The following is a 17,193-nucleotide window of genomic DNA, read 5'->3' on the forward strand; positions in this document are numbered from 1 at the left end:
CTTTGTTTTGTTCAGCCTTCAACCCAGGGTGAAAACCCCCCTTCTTTCAAACCAGGGGGGAAGAAAAAGGGGGCCTTCCCACCCAAAACCCCCCCCCCCCCCCCCCCCCCCCCCCCGCTCCTGGCGATCTCCCGCCCAGGGCGCCATACGCGCACCGGCCGGCCCTGATCTCAGCGGGCTCGTCGCGATGGCAGAAGGCGTTCTTCTTACCGCGCTGAGCGGCGCGTGTGCCGCGCAGCACGCTGACGGTCGGCAGAGGTCACCGTGCATGCGCCCGTGTCCAGGGCCGAGCAGGAGAGTTGTCCGCGGACAAGTCCAGTTGTCCGCTTGCGGTTCAGCCGTGACCTGCGTCGCTCCCGGCATCGCGGCGTGGACAACTACGGCTCTGGCGAGAATTGCCCTTGTCCGTCATGCACGGTGGCCCTTCGGTGCATTGATTCGGTCGCTCAGGAGGTCTGGATGGCAAAGAGAACGGGACGGCTCGCATTTTTTGTCGGAGCGGGAATTGCGCCCTAGGCAGGAGCCGTTGTGTCTATCCCTTCAGCGTCGGCGTCGGCGCCCAGTGGTCGTGAGGTTCGCATCGCTGCTCGCCAGCGCGCACATGCGGTAAAGGGGGAGTATCCGATGACTGGCCAACCACCCATAGCCGGCGGCCAAGCCGCCTTTCCGCATTCCCATGGGAGAGCGGCCGTCAGCACATGTCTCGCTCTCATGCCCCACGCGAGCAGCACACGTACCTCGCGGACACAACCGTGAGCGGGCAGGCCATGATGCTCTTCGGTTTCCCCGCGATCGTCGGTGTCACGGCAGGGTATGCGAGCGGCGGCCGACTGGGCGGACTGGTCGCCACCAGGCTGCGGGCACTGTGGCTGGTGTGGCTCGCCGGCGCGATCCAGATGGCCGAGTACACCACCAGCCGTATAGACGGCCGGCCGGGCCAGGCACTGCGCAGCGTACTGCTGGCCACCGCCTTCGTGACCGTGCTGGGGTGGTTGCTCGTCAACCTGCGGGGGCGCAGCCGTCTACTGAAGACCGCTGCGTCAACAGCTCTGGCAGGCGGACTGCTCAACGGCTTGGCGGTCGCGCTCAACGGCCGGATGCCCTACTCCCCCGCAGCCGCTGCCGCCGCCGGCATCCCGCCGGGGCAGGAAACCGCCAAGAACGTCGCAGCCGCGCACGGGAGCCGGCTGACACGCCTCGGCGATTTCATCCCCGTACCCCCTGTGCACGCGGTCATCAGCATCGGCGACATCCTCATCACGCTGGGAGCGGCCGTGGTCATCGCCACCGCTATGCACCAGCCCACACCACAACACATCACGGAGGCGGGAGATGACTCAAACCATCAATGTACGGCGCCTGATGACAGCGCTGGTCACCGTGGCGACCTTCGCCCTGCTGCTCTACACGATCGGAGCACCTGACTGGACCGGCGGCTGAGACCTCACCCTGAAAGGAGATCGACGTGACCCAAGCAATCAGCGCACAGCGTTTCTTGGCCTCGCTGTTCACCGTGGCCACCTTCGTCCTGTTGCTCTACACCATCGGAGCACCCGATATGACCGGCGGCTGAGCCGCATTCCGAAAGGGAACCCACGTGACCCGAACAACCGGCGTGCAGCGCCTCACGACAGCGCTGTTCACTCTGGCGACCTTCGCCATACTTCTCTACACCATCGGGACTCCCGAGTGGACCGGCGGCTGAGGCCCCAAAACGAAAGGGAACCGGCATGCCCCGAGCAACCGGTGTGCAGCGGCTGACGACAGCGCTGTTCACTCTGGCAACCTTCGCCCTACTGCTCTACACCGTCGGAGCCCCTGACTGGAGCGGCGGCTGATCTCTTACGAACGGGGGCTTCGGGCGCCGCGAGCTTGCTCACCGCCCCAGCCAGGCCCAAGCCCGTCGGAGCCGTTGGCCGTATGCCTATCAGGGCCTGATTCGAGCCACCTCGCCGAACGACCGCGTTGCGCTGCTTGCAGGTTCTCGCGGACGTGAATCGACGGGCTGCAGAAGCGGCCGAGACGCTTACGGTTCGCTGCCCGGTCGGCGGGCTGCGGGATCGCCGCCCGCAGCCCGCTCCGACGCAGATGGCTCCGGATCGCCGGCGACAAACAGGCCTTGTCAGCCAGCACCACTGCACGCAGGCGGAGTGCCCACCGCCGGGCGAACGCCTCAGCAGAGACGTTCCGTCCTGGTGGCTGCCGGCTCGCACTGCGAAGCGGACTGTGCTGCGTCCCCGCTCACGCAGAACCTATGTGGTCAGAGCGCTAGCGGTGACCGCATATAGTCCTCGCCCTTGTCGCCGGGACGGTGTATCTGCACCCGGTGTCGTCCGGGGACCCGTGCAGGAGACGTCAGCCCGACGGTGGTACGGCAGGAAACAATCGCGCCGGCCTGCCGGCCTCGGCGGTGGCCCCATCCGCGTACAGGCGCCATGTGCCGCCGTCCAAACGCACACATGGAGCGGTCCACGTCTCCGTGGCGTCCGGCACGATCATCCGGGTAGTGGCTTGTTGGACGTCGTGGATGACCACAGCGAGAACCCTGCAGCCCAGATGGCCCATAGCGAGCTCCTGTTCAGGGTGGTCCTCCGGGCCTGCGGCCTGCACCACGTAGAACCGGTCGTCGACCCAGTACCCGGACACGTCCAGCCAGGCGTCCTCCGGTAGTGGGACACCGTCCACCCACACGCCGACCTTTTCGGTCTTGTCCTTCAAGTGCACGGCCCGATGACGGTCGTCGGAGGTGAATTCTACGTGCAGCCCGGTTCCCCTCCAGCAGTCCACGAAGGAGCTACAGGCCCCCGGTGTCGGGCCTATGCGGAACTCCGGAACGTCGGCGGCCGGGCCTTCGACGGGGGGACGGCTGCAAGTCTGCGGTTCCCGGCATGGCCGGTCGATCCGACGTTCACAACCGAGCCCTATCGCCGCGCAGTCCCGCGGTGACGCTTGAGACAGCAGGGCGATGAGACGTTCCCGATAACGGCCGTCCCCCACCAGGCCGCGTAGATCGCTTGCGTTCGCCCACCACATGAGCAGATCGACGCCCACCACCGAATGCCGCAGCCATGCCTGCCACAGGTCGCCCTGAGCCTTCCACTGGTTCGAGGGCCCAGTACCAGGCAGTCTGCCCCCGGCCTTTTCTTGAGGGGCACTCCTGCGCACTCTCCAACGCACCGCTCCACCCACCCCGCCCGCTCGACACCGCCGGACAGACGCACTGAGGAATGCTGGCCGGTCAGCTCACACAGATGATAGAAGGCTGCGTCGGAGCCTGAACGCAGGAAGTCCTGGAGAACGGCAGCGATTTACGTACGTGTGCGGATCCGGAGGGCCGCTCTCGCCATGCTGGAACGTTATCGGGCAAACGCCGCCAAACGATCTCGGTGACTCGCTTTCCAGTTGGTCCAGGCCGCCGCTGACAGAAGCCGACCGCCCCAGCGGATGCCTTTCTCGCTGCGGATGCGGGCGCGTTCCTTGCGTTAGGCGGCCAGGACGTCGCGGTGGCGTGCGTTGACATTGCGCCAGCGCAGGTAGGCATGCAGGGCCCGGGTCTGCACGGTGTGGTTGGGGTGGTGGGAGTTGGCGATGGTGAACTGCCTCAGCGGTCCGAAGTGCGCCTCGATCGGGTTCGCCCACGAGGCGTAGGTCGGCGTGAAACACAGCTCGACCCTGTTCTTCTTCGCTCAGCGGCGGAGGTCGGTGCCTTTGTGGGCAGACAGGTTGTCCAGGATGACGTAGATCGGGGCGCCGTCGGGCCGGGCTGCGCGGATCGACTTCAGCGCGGCCAGCGTGTCGGCGGCCCCCTTCGTGCGGCGGTTGACGCCCCACAGGGTGTCGTCGCCGACCGAGTAGCAGCCATGCAAGTACCGGGTGCCGTGGGCGCGGTGGTATGTGGGGGGGGCGGCCGGTCGCGGCGTTTGCGCTCGGCCGAGCTAGAGCCTGCGGTGGGCCGGATTCCGAGCGGGCCGAACTCGTCGAAGGATCTTTCGCAGTGACCAGCGGGTGAAGGGCTGGCCGAGCTTGGCCGGTCGAGTGGTGGCCGTCGCCACGACGAAGTCCTCGCCGTCAGGCTCGAGCAGGCGGGGACGGCCTCCCGCCCACCGAGGGTCCAGGCAGGCCAGGCCGATCTCTTTGAATCGGTGGATCACATCCCGGACGGTGTCCTCGTCGGCCTGCACCAATTGGGCGATCACCGACACCCGGTTCCCGCCGGCCGAGGCCAGCAGCATCATCGCCCGCCGGTACCGCACCGAACTCGCGCTGCCGCGGCGCATGATCTGCTGCAGCTTCTGCCCCTCCTGGTCGGTCAGTCTGCGCACACGGACAGGCTCGACCACCGCGGCTCCAACGGTCGGATCGGACGTCACCGCACATCCAACCGCCACGACCCCCAACCCGGGGAACCTACGCGGTCACAGCACTAGCTGAGCTGACCGGCAACCTGGTCACGGCCCGGGGGCTGCCGGCGTACCTGGAACCCGGCCGAGGTGCCCGCCTGCCGCCGCCTGCCCCATCACCCGGCCTCCTGAATTGGACGTTTCCGAGCCGCCACCACACGATTTCAAGTCATTCACGTGAGGATCACTTGATCTTCACATGACATGTGCAATATCACATGGCACGTGAGCCGTTCGGATCCGCCGACGGCCCCTCCTTGCAGGGAGATCCACCATGAAGCGTCTGACGTTCGTCACTGCCGCAGTCGCGAGCCTGAGCCTCGCCGCCCTCACCCCGGCACTCGCGGTCGCCACCCCCACGAGCGCCACCCAGACCGTGGTCTCCTGCGGCAACTCCGGCCTCCAGTCCGGCCTTTCGACCCGCCTGTGCGCCGAAGTCAGCGGCAATACCGTCACGTTCATCGGCAAGGTCGGCCTCGCCGGCCCGCCCTCCCCGGGCAGCCCCGCCCCCACGCCGAAGGAACTCATCACCACCTTCACCGCCACGGTCGACGGCGCCCCGCTGCCGAAGGACACCAAGCCCGCCCTCTTCAACAACATCAACCTGGACGTCCCGGGCCTGAGCGCCAACGTGGCCTGCGGCTCCACCATCCGCGCCACCTTCGGTGTCGCCAGCTACCCCTGGACGGCGCGTCCGGTCTCCCACGAGGTGACCGTCACCTGCTGACCCGCCCCTGACCGCCGGGGCGACAGCAACCCTGTCCGCCCCGGCCCCCCGCACCCGGTGGTGCACACGCCTGTCACCCGCACCGCCGGGGCCCGCCCTGTCCGACGGACGGCCACTCGGCCACCGCCGCTCAACCGATCGACTGCCCCGGGTCCCGCCAGGTCCACCCAGCCTCCGTGTAGTGCAAGCTGGATACCAGCGCGGTCCAAGTGGAACGCCGGGCCGTCATGCCGACGGCCTGAGCGGCTGACTGCCTCGTCAACCTACGGCCTACGGCCATCGCGAGGTCCCATGTCGGTACGCCGCAAGCTCCTCGGGCACGTGCCTGGCCCCCAGCCTCCGGCTGACCGGCGGCAATGGACTGCCAATCGCTCAGCGCGTCAGTTTCCACAGGCGGATGGTCTGGTCGGCGCTGCCGCTGGCCAACAGGTTTCCGTCCGGGCTGAAGGCCACGGAGTAGACGGCACCATGGTGACCGGTCAGGGGATATCCGATGGCGACCGGGCCGGCGGATTCGCCCACGCGCCACAGTCGGATCGTGTTGTCGCTGCTTCCGCTGGCCAGGACCTGTCCGCTGGGGCTGAAGGCAACGGTGTTGACGGCGTCCTTGTGTGCGGTGGCGTTCCCGAGGAGCACCGGGCGTGTGGGGTCGGTGACCTTCCACAGGCGAATGGTTCTGTCACCGCTGCCGCTGGCCCGCAGGTGGCCGTTCGGGCTGAAGGTGACGCTGTAGACGCGGTCGGTGTGGCCGGGCAGTGCCGGGCCGATGGGCGCCAGAGGGTCCGCCACGTTCCACAGCCGGACCGCGTGGTCCGACCCGCCGCTGCCCATGACGCTCTCGTCGTGGCTGAAGGCCACCGACAGGACGGCATCCGTGTGTCCGTAGACGGGTGTGCCGACGAGTACGGGGCGCGCGGAGTCGGTCACGTTCCACAGTCGGATCGTGCGGTCACCGCTGCCCCCGGCCAGCAGGTCCCCGCTGGGGCTGAATGCCACCGAGAAGACGGCGTCGGTATGGCCGGTGGCCGGCCGACCGGCAACGGCTGGCTTCGCGGGGACGGTGACGTTCAGCAGCCGGACCTTCTGATCGGCGCTGGCGTCGGCCAACAGGTTGCCGCCGGGGTGGAAGACCACCGAATAGACGGTGTCGGTGTGGCCGGCGAGAGGGAGACCGATGGGCGTGGGGTGCAGCGGATCCGTCAGGTCCCAGAACCTGACGGTTCGGTCGGCGCTGCCGCTGGCCAGGACATGCCCGCCTGGCCGGAAGGCAACTGAGTAGATGCGGTCGGTGTGGCCCAGGAGCGGCTGTCCCAACGAGGACGCTGCCGCGGTCGACGTCCTGCTCGGTGCTCCGCGATCTGACGCTCCGTGATGCGACGTCGTCGCCGGGCCCGCAGGACGGCGGGTGAGGGTCAGGAAGGTGTCGGTGACGGTCAGTCCGGCGGCGCCCACCGCGCTCAGCAGCGTGCGCCGGTCCAGTAGGGGCAACCGTCCAACCGCAGGTTGCGGGAGTGGTTCCGGCGGCTTCCTCGGGTGGTCGGGGTGGGCGGCGTTGCGGGCGAAGACGAACCCGTGAGCCCCGCGGGCTCCGCTCTCCACTGGCTCGGGTAGTCCCGCGTCCCGTAACCGGGCGTGTAGTTCGAGGAAGATCCGGTCCAGGCGCAGGTGCGGCGCCGATACCTCACGGATGCCGTTGCGCACGATCTCCAAGAAGGCTTCGGTGAAGTAGGTGAGTGTCCCGTTGACGGGCGTCTTGGCCTTCTTGGTGCTGGCGCTGGCACCGATGACGTACAGCCCCTCAACCGGGTGAGCCTCTTCGACATCGGCCGACTGGAACACGTGATTGGACTTGGTGGCGAGTTCGGCATGACAGCAGTCCAAGAGGACGAGCTTGGTCTCCGCCCGGCAACCGCGGAGAATCTTGGCGAGACTCTCATAAAGCATGGCGGTGTAGGGCAGCGCCATCCAACGGGGGTCGGTGCCGCCCAGGGTCAGTGCGAGTTGCCCTTCACTGGTGCGCAGTCCATGGCCGACGTAATACACCAGCAGTGTGCCTTGGACGTCGCTGACCGCCTTGATCACCTCTCGGGCCAGCGCGTCCGGCGACGCCAAATCCACCAGGCACGTCACGCGCTGAGCAGGCCATCCGCACAGCTCGCCAATCAGCAGATCGGCCATCGCGCTGACGCACTGGGCGGCGGGGAGGTTCGGGAGACCAGGGTCCACGTACGCTCCGTTGCCGATCAGGATGGCGCGGGAGTTGCTCAGGTCACGCTCCACCTAGCCATTCCTCCAGCACCGGACGGGCCTCTTCGAAGGTTTCGGCGGTGATCGTCAACCGGACAGTGCCGTGCCGCACCTTCATGACGAAGCCCGGTCCCCTTGAGTCCAGCAGCGACTTGACGATGCCCAAGAACACCGCGACAGCACCACCCGACGCACACGCTGCCGTCAGCAGGTCCACCGCCGTGCCGAGGTCCTCGGGCTGCATCGGCGCGGGCACGGCATCCACCGCAATCCCACTGCGGCCTTGCAGCTCACCGAACAGGACGTCGAAATGGTCCGGATCCTCCGTCGAGACCTCGACCGTGCCCATCCGCGCCCCCTTCGCACCTGGCCTTCGGTCCACCAGCAAACGCCAACAAAATCCGCCGCCGATCGCCGTCCTGGCCCTGGAGTCCCCAGTCCGGCAGCTCGGCTCATCGATCCCCGCATCCCCGCCCGCAGACGCGGATGAGTCCTCGACGGTAGAGGTGCCGCGGCCACCGTACGCCGCAAGGACAAAACCGTCCATGAATTGTCCGCACATGACTGTCGGCAAAGCAGAAAAGCGCGATTCTGATGCTTTCCGGGGGCTGTCGCCGAACTTCAGCTGGCACCGTGGCTCGCGGCCCTGCGGGAACCGGGTGCCCCCGGGGCGGCCCGCCTCCCCATCACCGCCACGGCCAGGCAGAACCACAAGCGGGAGCCGAGCGGGAGCCGAGCACCACTACGCGCGCGCACAGGGTATCGCCGCGATCGCTGGTTCGGCACCAGATGCTGATCCGTGTCAGCCGTGCTTCCCTGAAAGGGACTGCCGCACCGCTATCTCGGTGGGCCCCGTCGGCTGGAGTCCGTCAGCCACCGTCGCAGAGCCTGGAACAGGCCTGCTCGACGAGCCAACGTCTTTTTCTCACCTCCCTCGCAGGTCACGAGAGGAGCGCCACTATGCGCAAGCACAACCGGACCCGCCGTCTTCTGACGGCCTCGACAGCTCTTGTCGCCGGGGGCGTCATGCTCTGGCCCGATGCCGCGGTCGCGCGCCCGGCCTCTCCCGACGCCCCGGCGGGGATCTCGGGAACGTACCAACTCGTCAACGCGCAGACCGGCAAGTGCGCGACGGTCGCCGGTGGCGTCTCCACGGAGAACAACGTCAGGCTGGTCCAGTACAACTGCGACTCACACCCCTCACGCCGCTGGTTCGTCAGCACCAACAACGGCAATGGCAGGAAGTTCATCAATGGGGAGACCCGCAAGTGCGCAACAGTCGCGGGCGGCGTCTCCACCGAGAACAACGTCGAACTCGTCCAGTACAACTGCGACACGGACCCCTCACGCCGCTGGTTCGTCACCAACTGGAACGGCAGCTCGTACCAGTTCGTGAACGCGCAGACCCGCAAGTGCATGACCGTCGCCGGGGGTGTCTCCACCGAAAACAACGTCAGGCTCGTCCAGTTCACCTGCGACACGGACCCGTCGCGCCGCTGGATCCTGCGACGTATGGGCGTGCCCATCGACTGAAGCACCGCAGGCGTACCACTCACTCCGGCGTCGTGACCGGGCGAGAGGGAGTTGTCGCGGTCCTGCACTTCGAGGGCCAGGAGGGCGAGGCGACGACGAAAATGACCGCGCTCTCGTCGGCGCGGCGCCAGGCACCGGTGCGTTGAGGCGCGCCGAAGTCGAGAACGCCCTCTGTGGTCGCGGCGCAGATCTCGCCGTCAAGGTCGGTGCGCCTGTCTTACGATCACGGAAGGCACCGTACGAAGAGCGAGGAGCAACCGGGTGGCGATCGAGAGGCCGGGTAGGCCGGAGGACCTGCCGACGGCCGAACTGCTGTGGGCCCGCTGGGCTTTGGTCGCCGTACTGGAAGCCACCGCCGACGCGGAGTCGGACGGTATCCACCGCACCGGTACCTGGATCGACGACAGGGGGCTGCACCTCGACGACTGCGGCTGCACCTGGTGGACCCTCGCCCCCATGGGGGGCGAGCGCTATGTGCTGTACGGCGAGGACGAGTCCAGCGGCGTCAAGTGGCACGCCCCGGCCATCGACATGCTGGCGCAGGCGCCGGACTGGCTGCCCTTCGCGCGGCTGCGTCGCCTGCTGGAGGGCAACGAGCTCGGCTGCGTCTATTGGTATGAGGACGGCGCCTGGGCCCGCGCGCCCTATCCCGCCCAGCTCGGCGACGACGGCCTCGACTGCGGCATGAGCCGCTTCGCGGCGCGCGAGAAAGCGCTGGACCTGCTGATGGATGCCGACCCGGTGTCCCGGGAGGAAGCGGCGGACCTGCTGGCCGCGGCGGAGGCGTACCGCCTCGCCTCCTGCGACATCACGGCTCTGCTCGACGCCAGGGACGACGAGTACACGGTGGCGGACCGGCAGGCCGCGCTGCGCGCCCTGGAACGCGCCCGCCTCTCCACTCACGACTGAGTCCGCTTCCCTCCCGGGGAGCCGGCGCAGGCCGCCGGGCGCCCGGGCAGCGCACCGCGACGGCCCGGGCAGCGGTGACACGGCGGGCCACCCCCTGCGCCCGGCGCGTGGCTTCTACGGCGACCGCGCTCGGCGAGACCGTCGCCGAGCAGCTTGAATTAACAACTTCGCATGGCAACGTCCGGCCAACTGTTACATCGCCGGCGGAATACCTACATGCGCCCTTCGTAATGTCGGCCCTGCCGCTCACACCCCGGCGCCGCCCATCGGCTCGACCCACCTCCCGCTGCCGGGACGGGGCGGGTCAACGCCGTGCGACGCCTCGGGCAGCCCAGGTGCGGTGCACACCTCCTCCCGGAGGCGTGCTCGCCCGCTCCCCGCCCGTCCCCTCGCCCGCCCGTTCACCGTGAAAGCCCTCCCGTGCCGCCTCAGCCTGCCCGCCGTGTCCTCCTCACCGGTCTCATAGCCCTCTCGGCGGCGATATCGGCCTGCGCCCCCGCCCCATCGACGCGCACCGTCTCCCCGCCGGTCCACCAGCGCGGCATGGTGCAGGCCTCCCGGGACGGGGCGAGCGGTGCCCGGATCATGCAGGTCGTCGCCCACCCCGACGACGACCTGTACTTCATGAACCCCGAGCTCCAGCAGTCCATAGACGCCAACGACCAGCTCGTCAGCGTCTATGTGACCAGCGGGGAAGCCCAGGGCTCCAACAAGGTCCCCGGCCGCAAGGCTCCCAAGCCCAATGTGGCCGACTACGCCGGCGCCCGCCGCCAGGGCCTGCGCCAGGCCTACGCGCTGATGGCGACCGGCGACACCAAGGCCCCCTGGTCCCGGCAGGCCACCACCCTCCTCGACGGCACTCCCGTTGAAGTGGACGCCCTGACCGAGCACCCCGGCATCCGCCTGGTCTTCCTCGGCGTCTCCCAGCACGCCATATCCCAGGGCGCCGCCGCCAACCTCGACCTGCGGCGCCTGTGGGAGGACCCCCGCGCGGTCACCCGGACCCTGGCGGGCACCGGCTCCCCCGTGCGCACCTCGCACCCGGTCACCCGCGCCGGACTGATAGACGCGCTGGTCCAGCTCATGGACGGCTACCGGCCCACGCTCGTACGCACCATGGACCCCGACCCGGACATGCAGGTCCGCAACGCTAAGCACCGCGCCCACCACGACCAGCGCGGCTACTCGGACCACCCCGACCACACCGCCGTCGCACTGTTCACCTACGCCGCGCTCGACCACTACCGGGCCCCGCACGCCGTCACCGCCTTCCGCGGTTACTACAACGAGCGCTGGCCGCAGGCCCTGCCCGCCCGGACCGTCCGTGCCAAGGCCGATGTCCTCAATGCCTACGGGGGCTCCCCGCAGGGCTGCGACGTCAAGGCGTTCGGCGGTTGCGGTGACTACGACGTGGGCCGGGACCGCTCCTACGGCACCGGCTGGCTCCAGCGCACCTCGCTGCGCTACCCCACCGCCGCGCCGCAGCTGCGGCAGGACGCCGACGGGCGGCTGACCGCGTTCGCCGTGCTGGGCGGGCAGGCCGCAATGTGGCAGGAGACCGCCCGTGGCAGCGGCCAGTGGACGGCGCCCGAACTGCTGGCCGGCAAGGGGTTGTTGCCGGGCCTGACGGCCTCGCCGACGCCGGACGACCGCTGGCAGCTGTTCGCCGAGCGCATCACCGCACTCGGGGCGGGCACGACGGGCAACCGGCGTGAGATCGTCACGACGGCACAGACCCACCGGGGCGGGCCGTTCGGCGCCTGGGTCTCGCTGGGCACCTCCGACCGCGACCCCGAGCGTGGCCGACGCGTCGGCGGGCCCGTCGTGACGCGCGGCGCCGACGGCACCACCTGGCTCTTCGCCCGCACCTGGGCCAAGGGCGTCGCCGTCCGCAGCGAGCGGCCGGACGGCACCTGGAGCAACTGGGCGGACCTGGGCGGCGCCGAGGTCCAGGAGGGGCTGAGCGCCGTCACCGACGCCGACGGCATCGTGCACGTCTTCGGCGCCGGGCACCACACCGTGCGCCACTGGGCGCAGCGAACCCCGGGAGGCCCGTTCGTGGTCGTCCCCACGGGGCTGCCCGCCCCGGCCGACCCGCCGACGGCGCTGGCCCGGCCCGACGGTTCGCTCCTCCTCGCCTTCCGCGAGGCCGGGACCGCGCGGGTGCTCGTGCGCACCCTGCCCGCCGGTGGCGGAACGTGGCACGACGAGCACGTCGACCTGGGCAGCCGCGGCTACGGCCCGCTCGCCCTGGGCTCCGTACCCGGCGGAGTGCTGCTGGCCGCGCGCAACAACGACGGTGGTACGAGCCTGGTCACCCTGGGCGCCGGCGGCACCCCGCGGTGGAGCACCGTCCCCGGCGCCGTGGTCGGCGCGGTCTCCCTGGCGACCGACTCCGGTGACCGTCCCGTCCTGGCTCGGCTCGCGCCCGACGCGACTCTGCGCGTCCAGGCCGTACCGACGTCCCGGCCTGCTGAGCAGGGCGAAGGCGCACGGACGACGGAGGCGGCGTCACGCGGGTCCCAGTTCATCCGCGTGCGCTAGGTATGCCAGGGCCAGCCAGGGCCTGTCATCACATTCGCGTCGTCGCCCTGAGGGCGGCCTCGGGGCGCCTGGTGCGTGCTCTTGGGGGGCCGGCCCAACAAGATCAGCACTCATGCCACGGCGACGGTGGCCGGCCCGCCTACATGCTCCGGGGTGGTCCCGTCATGGGCGGCGCAGCTCGCCGAACCAGCGCACGACCGACGACGTCGCTGCCACGTTGGACCCCAGGTGACGGGACTCGTGGTGGTCGACAGCGCCCAGGTCGACGACCGGGGCGGCCACGCCGTTTCTGACCAGCGCCGACTGGCAGTACCTGGTGTTGCCGGTGGCCGCCTGTTCATCCCCGGTCGCCATGTAGAGCCGCACCGGGGCACGGGGCGCCCAGTCGGTGCATACGGCGTCGGTTGCGCGCAGCGCCTGTGCCAGAGGACCGGTCGGATGCGCGAGCAACTCGCGGCCGTGCTCGGTCAGCAACTCCTCGACCGCGCCCGGGGTGCCCCGCATCAGCTGTTCCCCCGTGTGGACGCCGTCGAAGAGCGCCTCGACGGTGCTGTCGTAAGGGGCCCGGAATACTTCTCCAGGACTGTCGTAGAGGTGGTGGAGCCGATTGAACGCGACCAAGGTGTACGCCGCGTACAGCACACCGGACTTGGGTTCGAGCCTGCCCGCCAGCAGTGCGGGCAATTCCGTGCCGCCGAAGTCGTACGCACCGCTGACGGGTGCCAGCGCACCCAGTCTGAACCAGCGGTCCTCACCGGCTTCCAGAGCTCGGCCGAGCCCCAGCGCTGCCGAGGCGCCTTGCGAGAAGCCGGTGACCATGACCTCGCGTTCCAGCACATGTCCGGTACGGGGCGCGAAGGCGCGGGCCGCCCGCAGCATGTCCAGGGAGGCCGTGGTCTCGGAGCCGATGTCCATCCAGGGGTGTACCCCGGGCCCCTTGCCCATCCCCAGATAGTCGGGCGCGACCGCGGCGGCACCGGCCGCCGCATGCGCGATCACCGGCGCGGAGACGAATTCGGCGCGTTGCATGGACGGGGCGTCGTCCCTGTGAACGCCAGTGCCGTGCGCGAAGGAGACCGCTCTCAGCCGCCTTTCACTGGTGAGCGGCAGCACGAACAGCCCGCTCGCCGTGGTGGGGCGTCCATACGGGTCGACGGTCTGGTAGACCAGCCGGTAGGCGACCACGCCGTGCCGGACGGTGTCGCCTTCGAACCCGGCCGCACTCAGTTCTGTGGCCGCGGCTTGCGGGGTCGCCAGCGTATACAGCTTCTCGGAGGAGACCAGCGTGCCTCGGCCGTGCTCCTCGTAGTCCGTGTGTGCCAGGTCCGTCTGTGCCAGTGCCTGCGCCTGGAGGACGGGCGCGGAGGCGGCGGTGGCGACGGCCGGCGCGCTCAGCAACAGGCCACAGCAGACGGCCGCCAGCTGGGTCCGGCGACGGCCGCGGTACCGGGTCCCGCTGCGCAACGATGTCGAGGTCAAGATGACCACGTATCCCTCCAAGTGCAGCCGTGTGAACGTCAGTTCAGCCTGACGCGTCTCAAGCTCCGACACACGGGTGCGGGCCCCCGGAGCCTCGGGGGGGCCTGCACCCGTGCGGTACCGCCCGGAGGCGGTCATGCGAGCGCCCACCGATCTGGTTCACGTCGCAATTCCGTGAACACCCGGGGGAACGCGCGGGTGCGGGAACGTGCACATGAAAACAGCCCCGGTACGGAGGTTGTGGCGATCGGGGTTGCCGTCGGTGCCGTATCTGCCGCAGGGCTGGTCGGGCTCCGGGGGCAGGGTCCGGTTTGGGACGAGGGCCGGGTGAAGGTTACGGACGGGCGGATGTTCTGGGAGCGGTGTCCTCTCTTGTGGATCGAGAAGGGCAGGATGGCTACCCTGCCGCGATGAGTGCTGGCAGTTCGCGCATGTCGTAGAAGACGGTGGTGTCACGGCCTGCGAGGCGTTCGGCGGGCGTCAGTCCACCGGCGTAGCCGAAAGATCGCATTCCGGCGGCCCGGGCGGCGCGGACGCCCGGGCCGCTGTCCTCGACCACCACGCAGGCTGCGGGGTCAACACCCATCTGCCGGGCAGCGTGCAGAAACAGGTCGGGGGCGGGTTTGCCGCGGGAAACCTCTGTGGAGCTATAGATACGACCCGCGAAGCGCTCGTAGAGTCCGGTGCGGCCAAGGGTGTGCCGCATCTTGTCGTGTGAGCCACTGGAGGCCACACAGGTCGGCAGAGTGAGCGCGTCGAGAGCTTCGGACAGGCCCTCAACCGGGGTGAGATCAGCATCGACGGCCTCGCGGTGGAGCCGCTCGAACCTTTCCGACCAGATGGCGGCCGTGTCCTCGCCGAGCTGAGCGGCAACCTGTTCACGGATGGCCGCGTGTGAGCGCCCGATAAAGCAGTCCACGACCTCGTCCTCGGTCAGGGGCCAGCCCAGCTCGGCTCCGAGGCCGACCTGCACACGCGCGGCGATGCGCTCGCTGTCGACGAGCACACCGTCGCAGTCGAATATGACGAGCTCAATGGGCTTGATCATCCCGGCAGCATAGGGCTTCGCGTTCAGGCGGCCGTCGTGCCCCAGGGTGTTCGACCTCCGCGACCTCCCAGAGCGGCGTCGGGTCCAGGTCGGCGAACTTCTACGTCGTCGGGTCCGATCCGGGCGACTTGCCGGGGCGCTACGGGTTGATGTCCTGGGTCAGTCCGTCGGCGTCGATGGATTACCGGGTTCGCAGGATCGCGTGCTGCCGGACCGGCCGACCGACCGGGTTCAGGGGCAGTGACACTCCTGTCACATATGTGACAGGACCCTTACACAACGGAGTACAACGGACTGCCGCACCCGTGGGTCCAACTTTACGGAACAGCGGCCCAGGGGCCGCCGTGACCGGACGCGGCGGACGCCGCGCACCGTGGACAGTATGGGGGAATACGTTGAACTCGCTTACGCACAAGGTTCGTTCGTCGGTCGCGGTCTCGGGGACCGCTCTGCTGCTGGCCGCCGCGGGGTTAGCCCTCGCGCCGGCTGCCGTGGCGGCCGATGAGAACCCGCCGACGCTGGCGGTTGCCACCGCCGCGCCCGCGGAGGTCGGGGCGGCCGGTCTGCCGGTCGCCTTCACCACCACGGTCTCCAACGTCGGCCACTACGACACGTCTTCGGCGCGGCTGATCTACCGGATCGACGGCGGGATGGGCCTGCCCTCGAACGCCGTTAGCCTGGAGTACCGGCTGGGCGGCACCGTGTGGAAGAAGGTGCCGCTGACGTACGCGGACGGGGAGTTCTCCGGCGAGATACCGGAGCAGTTTCCGCTCGCCGCGGGCCAGTCCCGCACCGTGCAGCTGCGCATCGGTGTCCCCCTGGGCACCCCGCACAACGGCGACAGCAACGGTGGCACCGACCATCTGAAGCTCACCTCTCTCGTCTCCTACGGCGCCTCCGGAGCGGCCACCGGGGACGATACGGACACCATCAAGGTCGACGGCCTCACCACCAGGCTCGCCGGGGTTCCCACCACGGTGACGGCGGGCGGCACCGCCGACTTCAAGGCCACGATCGACAACCCCACCGCCTCCGGATACGAGAACGTCACCGGCACCCTGCTCACCAGCAAGTACGCTTCCGTGCAGGTGCTGCGCGCTGGGTCCTGGAAGACCCTTGCCCCCGTCACCTCGCCTGCCGAGCCCGGTGTCTACGGGTTCAACGTGATCGGCAAGGACGCCTCTCTTTCCGCGCACAGCAGCACGCCCGCGCAGGTGCGGGTGACCTACCGCAAGGACACGCCCGCAGGGAAGGCCACGGTGCAGCTGTGTGTGTTCGTCAACCAGGGAGCGACGGCATTCACGGGCACGACCTTCTGCGGTGACGGGGCGGTCGTGAAGGTGCTCGCGCAGGGCACTCCCCGGACCTCGGGGACCACTGCGGGCACCGTCAACACGACCGTGACCCACACAACCCCGGTCCGCGCCGCCTCGCCGTCCCAGTCGCCTCAGACTCCCTCGGCGGTCTCGGGCGGGCTGTCTGGTTCATCCGGGGCGGACGCACAGCTGGCCAGCACCGGAAGCAGTGGGACGCCGACGATCGCTGTCGTGGCCGGCGCCTCCCTGCTGGGGGGAGCCGGAGCACTGGGCTTTGCCGCCCGACGACGTCGCCGGGCCTGACCCGTCAATAGTGGCCCTTCCCGTCCGGTGAGAACGGGAAGGGCCACCGCCTGGCCGGTCACCTGCGGTCCGCAGGCGGCACACGATGCCTGCCGCGGCAGGTGGGCGGCCGGGTTTCCGGGCCTGGCCGAGCCATGTGATAAACGCACCCGGGAATTCGCCAACTCACGCACTTCGCAGGGCCGTACGTGTCGCTGGACTCGGCAGGGGCCCACTGGAGCCGATGGACCTGCTTCGCTGGTGGCGGTTCTTGGTAGGCAGGGGGCTGGAGTGGCATTGGAGGAGATCCGCCACAACTCCGTTGACAGCATCGCCGAGGCCGAGCGTCCTCCTCGAACCAGCCTGTCAAAGCCCCCAGACATCTCGACGACCAAGGCGGCCGGGCGGGCTGTCGGGCTACGGGAAGGCTGGCTCGGCAAGTTTCAGATCACCGCACCGGCCAGAGGAAGCGCCCCGGTCACCGGGAAATCTTCGCCCGGGAGCGGCGGCCCTGTGTACGCAGGCGCTCCTGGATACGCCGGGCCTCCACCAACTGATAGTCATCGTCTTCGAGACGGCTGATCGCAACGCCTGCTGTCATCGCACCTCTCTCATGGACCATGGAACACGTGGAGGGGCCCGGGGGGGGGGGGTGGGCCCCAGCCCCCCCAAAAAAACCCCCCCCCCCCCCCCCCCCCCTTCCTCCCC

The 17,193-nt window shown here is 69.2% G+C and carries 11 protein-coding genes and 1 pseudogene; 6 read left to right on the forward strand and 6 right to left on the reverse strand.

Translation table 11 applies throughout. The features are described from left to right. The first annotated feature begins 752 nt into the window (after positions 1-752). On the forward strand, positions 753-1,424 hold the full coding sequence (locus ACZ5ID_RS28305; protein ID WP_468903396.1) for a DUF5317 family protein: 672 nt from the start codon (positions 753-755) through the stop codon (positions 1,422-1,424). Positions 1,425-2,355: 931 nt separating this feature from the next. On the opposite strand, the gene ACZ5ID_RS28310 is transcribed toward ACZ5ID_RS28305, so the two are convergent. Next, positions 2,356-2,724: a hypothetical protein gene (locus ACZ5ID_RS28310; protein ID WP_468903398.1), complete on the reverse strand. Its 369-nt coding sequence runs from the start codon at positions 2,722-2,724 to the stop codon at positions 2,356-2,358. A 632-nt stretch (positions 2,725-3,356) separates the two neighbouring features. Then, a pseudogene (locus ACZ5ID_RS28315) lies at positions 3,357-4,340 on the reverse strand (helix-turn-helix domain-containing protein). A 334-nt stretch (positions 4,341-4,674) separates the two neighbouring features. On the opposite strand from ACZ5ID_RS28315, the gene ACZ5ID_RS28320 reads away from it, so the two are divergent. Then, positions 4,675-5,127, forward strand: coding sequence for a hypothetical protein (locus ACZ5ID_RS28320; RefSeq protein ID WP_468903400.1), 453 nt, complete (start codon positions 4,675-4,677; stop codon positions 5,125-5,127). A gap of 372 nt (positions 5,128-5,499) precedes the next feature. On the opposite strand, the gene ACZ5ID_RS28325 is transcribed toward ACZ5ID_RS28320, so the two are convergent. Then, a complete protein-coding gene (locus tag ACZ5ID_RS28325) occupies positions 5,500-7,407 on the reverse strand; it encodes a caspase, EACC1-associated type (protein WP_468903402.1) in 1,908 nt (635 codons plus the stop codon). After that, the gene (locus ACZ5ID_RS28330) at positions 7,397-7,723 is read right to left on the reverse strand and encodes an effector-associated constant component EACC1 (RefSeq protein WP_468903404.1); all 327 of its coding nucleotides are present in this window, start codon (positions 7,721-7,723) and stop codon (positions 7,397-7,399) included. Before ACZ5ID_RS28330 ends, ACZ5ID_RS28325 begins: the two co-directional genes overlap by 11 nt. Positions 7,724-8,334: 611 nt before the next feature. On the opposite strand from ACZ5ID_RS28330, the gene ACZ5ID_RS28335 reads away from it, so the two are divergent. The 3 genes from ACZ5ID_RS28335 (at position 8,335) to ACZ5ID_RS28345 (ending at position 12,360) form a co-directional block, all read left to right on the forward strand. Further along, positions 8,335-8,907 (forward strand): RICIN domain-containing protein, encoded by a 573-nt coding sequence (locus ACZ5ID_RS28335; protein WP_468903406.1) that lies wholly within the window; start codon positions 8,335-8,337, stop codon positions 8,905-8,907. A gap of 261 nt (positions 8,908-9,168) precedes the next feature. Beyond that, the gene (locus tag ACZ5ID_RS28340) at positions 9,169-9,816 is read left to right on the forward strand and encodes a hypothetical protein (protein ID WP_468903409.1); all 648 of its coding nucleotides are present in this window, start codon (positions 9,169-9,171) and stop codon (positions 9,814-9,816) included. Positions 9,817-10,236: 420 nt separating this feature from the next. After that, positions 10,237-12,360, forward strand: coding sequence for a PIG-L family deacetylase (locus ACZ5ID_RS28345; protein ID WP_468903411.1), 2,124 nt, complete (start codon positions 10,237-10,239; stop codon positions 12,358-12,360). Between the two features lie 162 nt (positions 12,361-12,522). Here the strand turns inward: ACZ5ID_RS28345 and ACZ5ID_RS28350 are convergent, their stop codons facing one another. Together ACZ5ID_RS28350 and ACZ5ID_RS28355 are read right to left on the reverse strand one after the other, a co-directional pair. Further along, the gene (locus ACZ5ID_RS28350; RefSeq protein WP_468903413.1) at positions 12,523-13,848 is read right to left on the reverse strand and encodes a lipase; all 1,326 of its coding nucleotides are present in this window, start codon (positions 13,846-13,848) and stop codon (positions 12,523-12,525) included. 388 nt (positions 13,849-14,236) lie between these two features. After that, positions 14,237-14,887 carry an HAD family hydrolase gene (locus tag ACZ5ID_RS28355; RefSeq protein ID WP_468903416.1) on the reverse strand — a complete coding sequence of 217 codons (651 nt, stop codon included), beginning with the start codon at positions 14,885-14,887 and terminating at the stop codon, positions 14,237-14,239. A 395-nt stretch (positions 14,888-15,282) separates the two neighbouring features. On the opposite strand from ACZ5ID_RS28355, the gene ACZ5ID_RS28360 reads away from it, so the two are divergent. After that, positions 15,283-16,506 (forward strand): LPXTG cell wall anchor domain-containing protein, encoded by a 1,224-nt coding sequence (locus ACZ5ID_RS28360; RefSeq protein WP_468903418.1) that lies wholly within the window; start codon positions 15,283-15,285, stop codon positions 16,504-16,506. Positions 16,507-17,193 lie beyond the last annotated feature (687 nt).

The sequence above is a fragment of the Streptomyces sp. NPDC031670 genome (genome assembly GCF_055580545.1).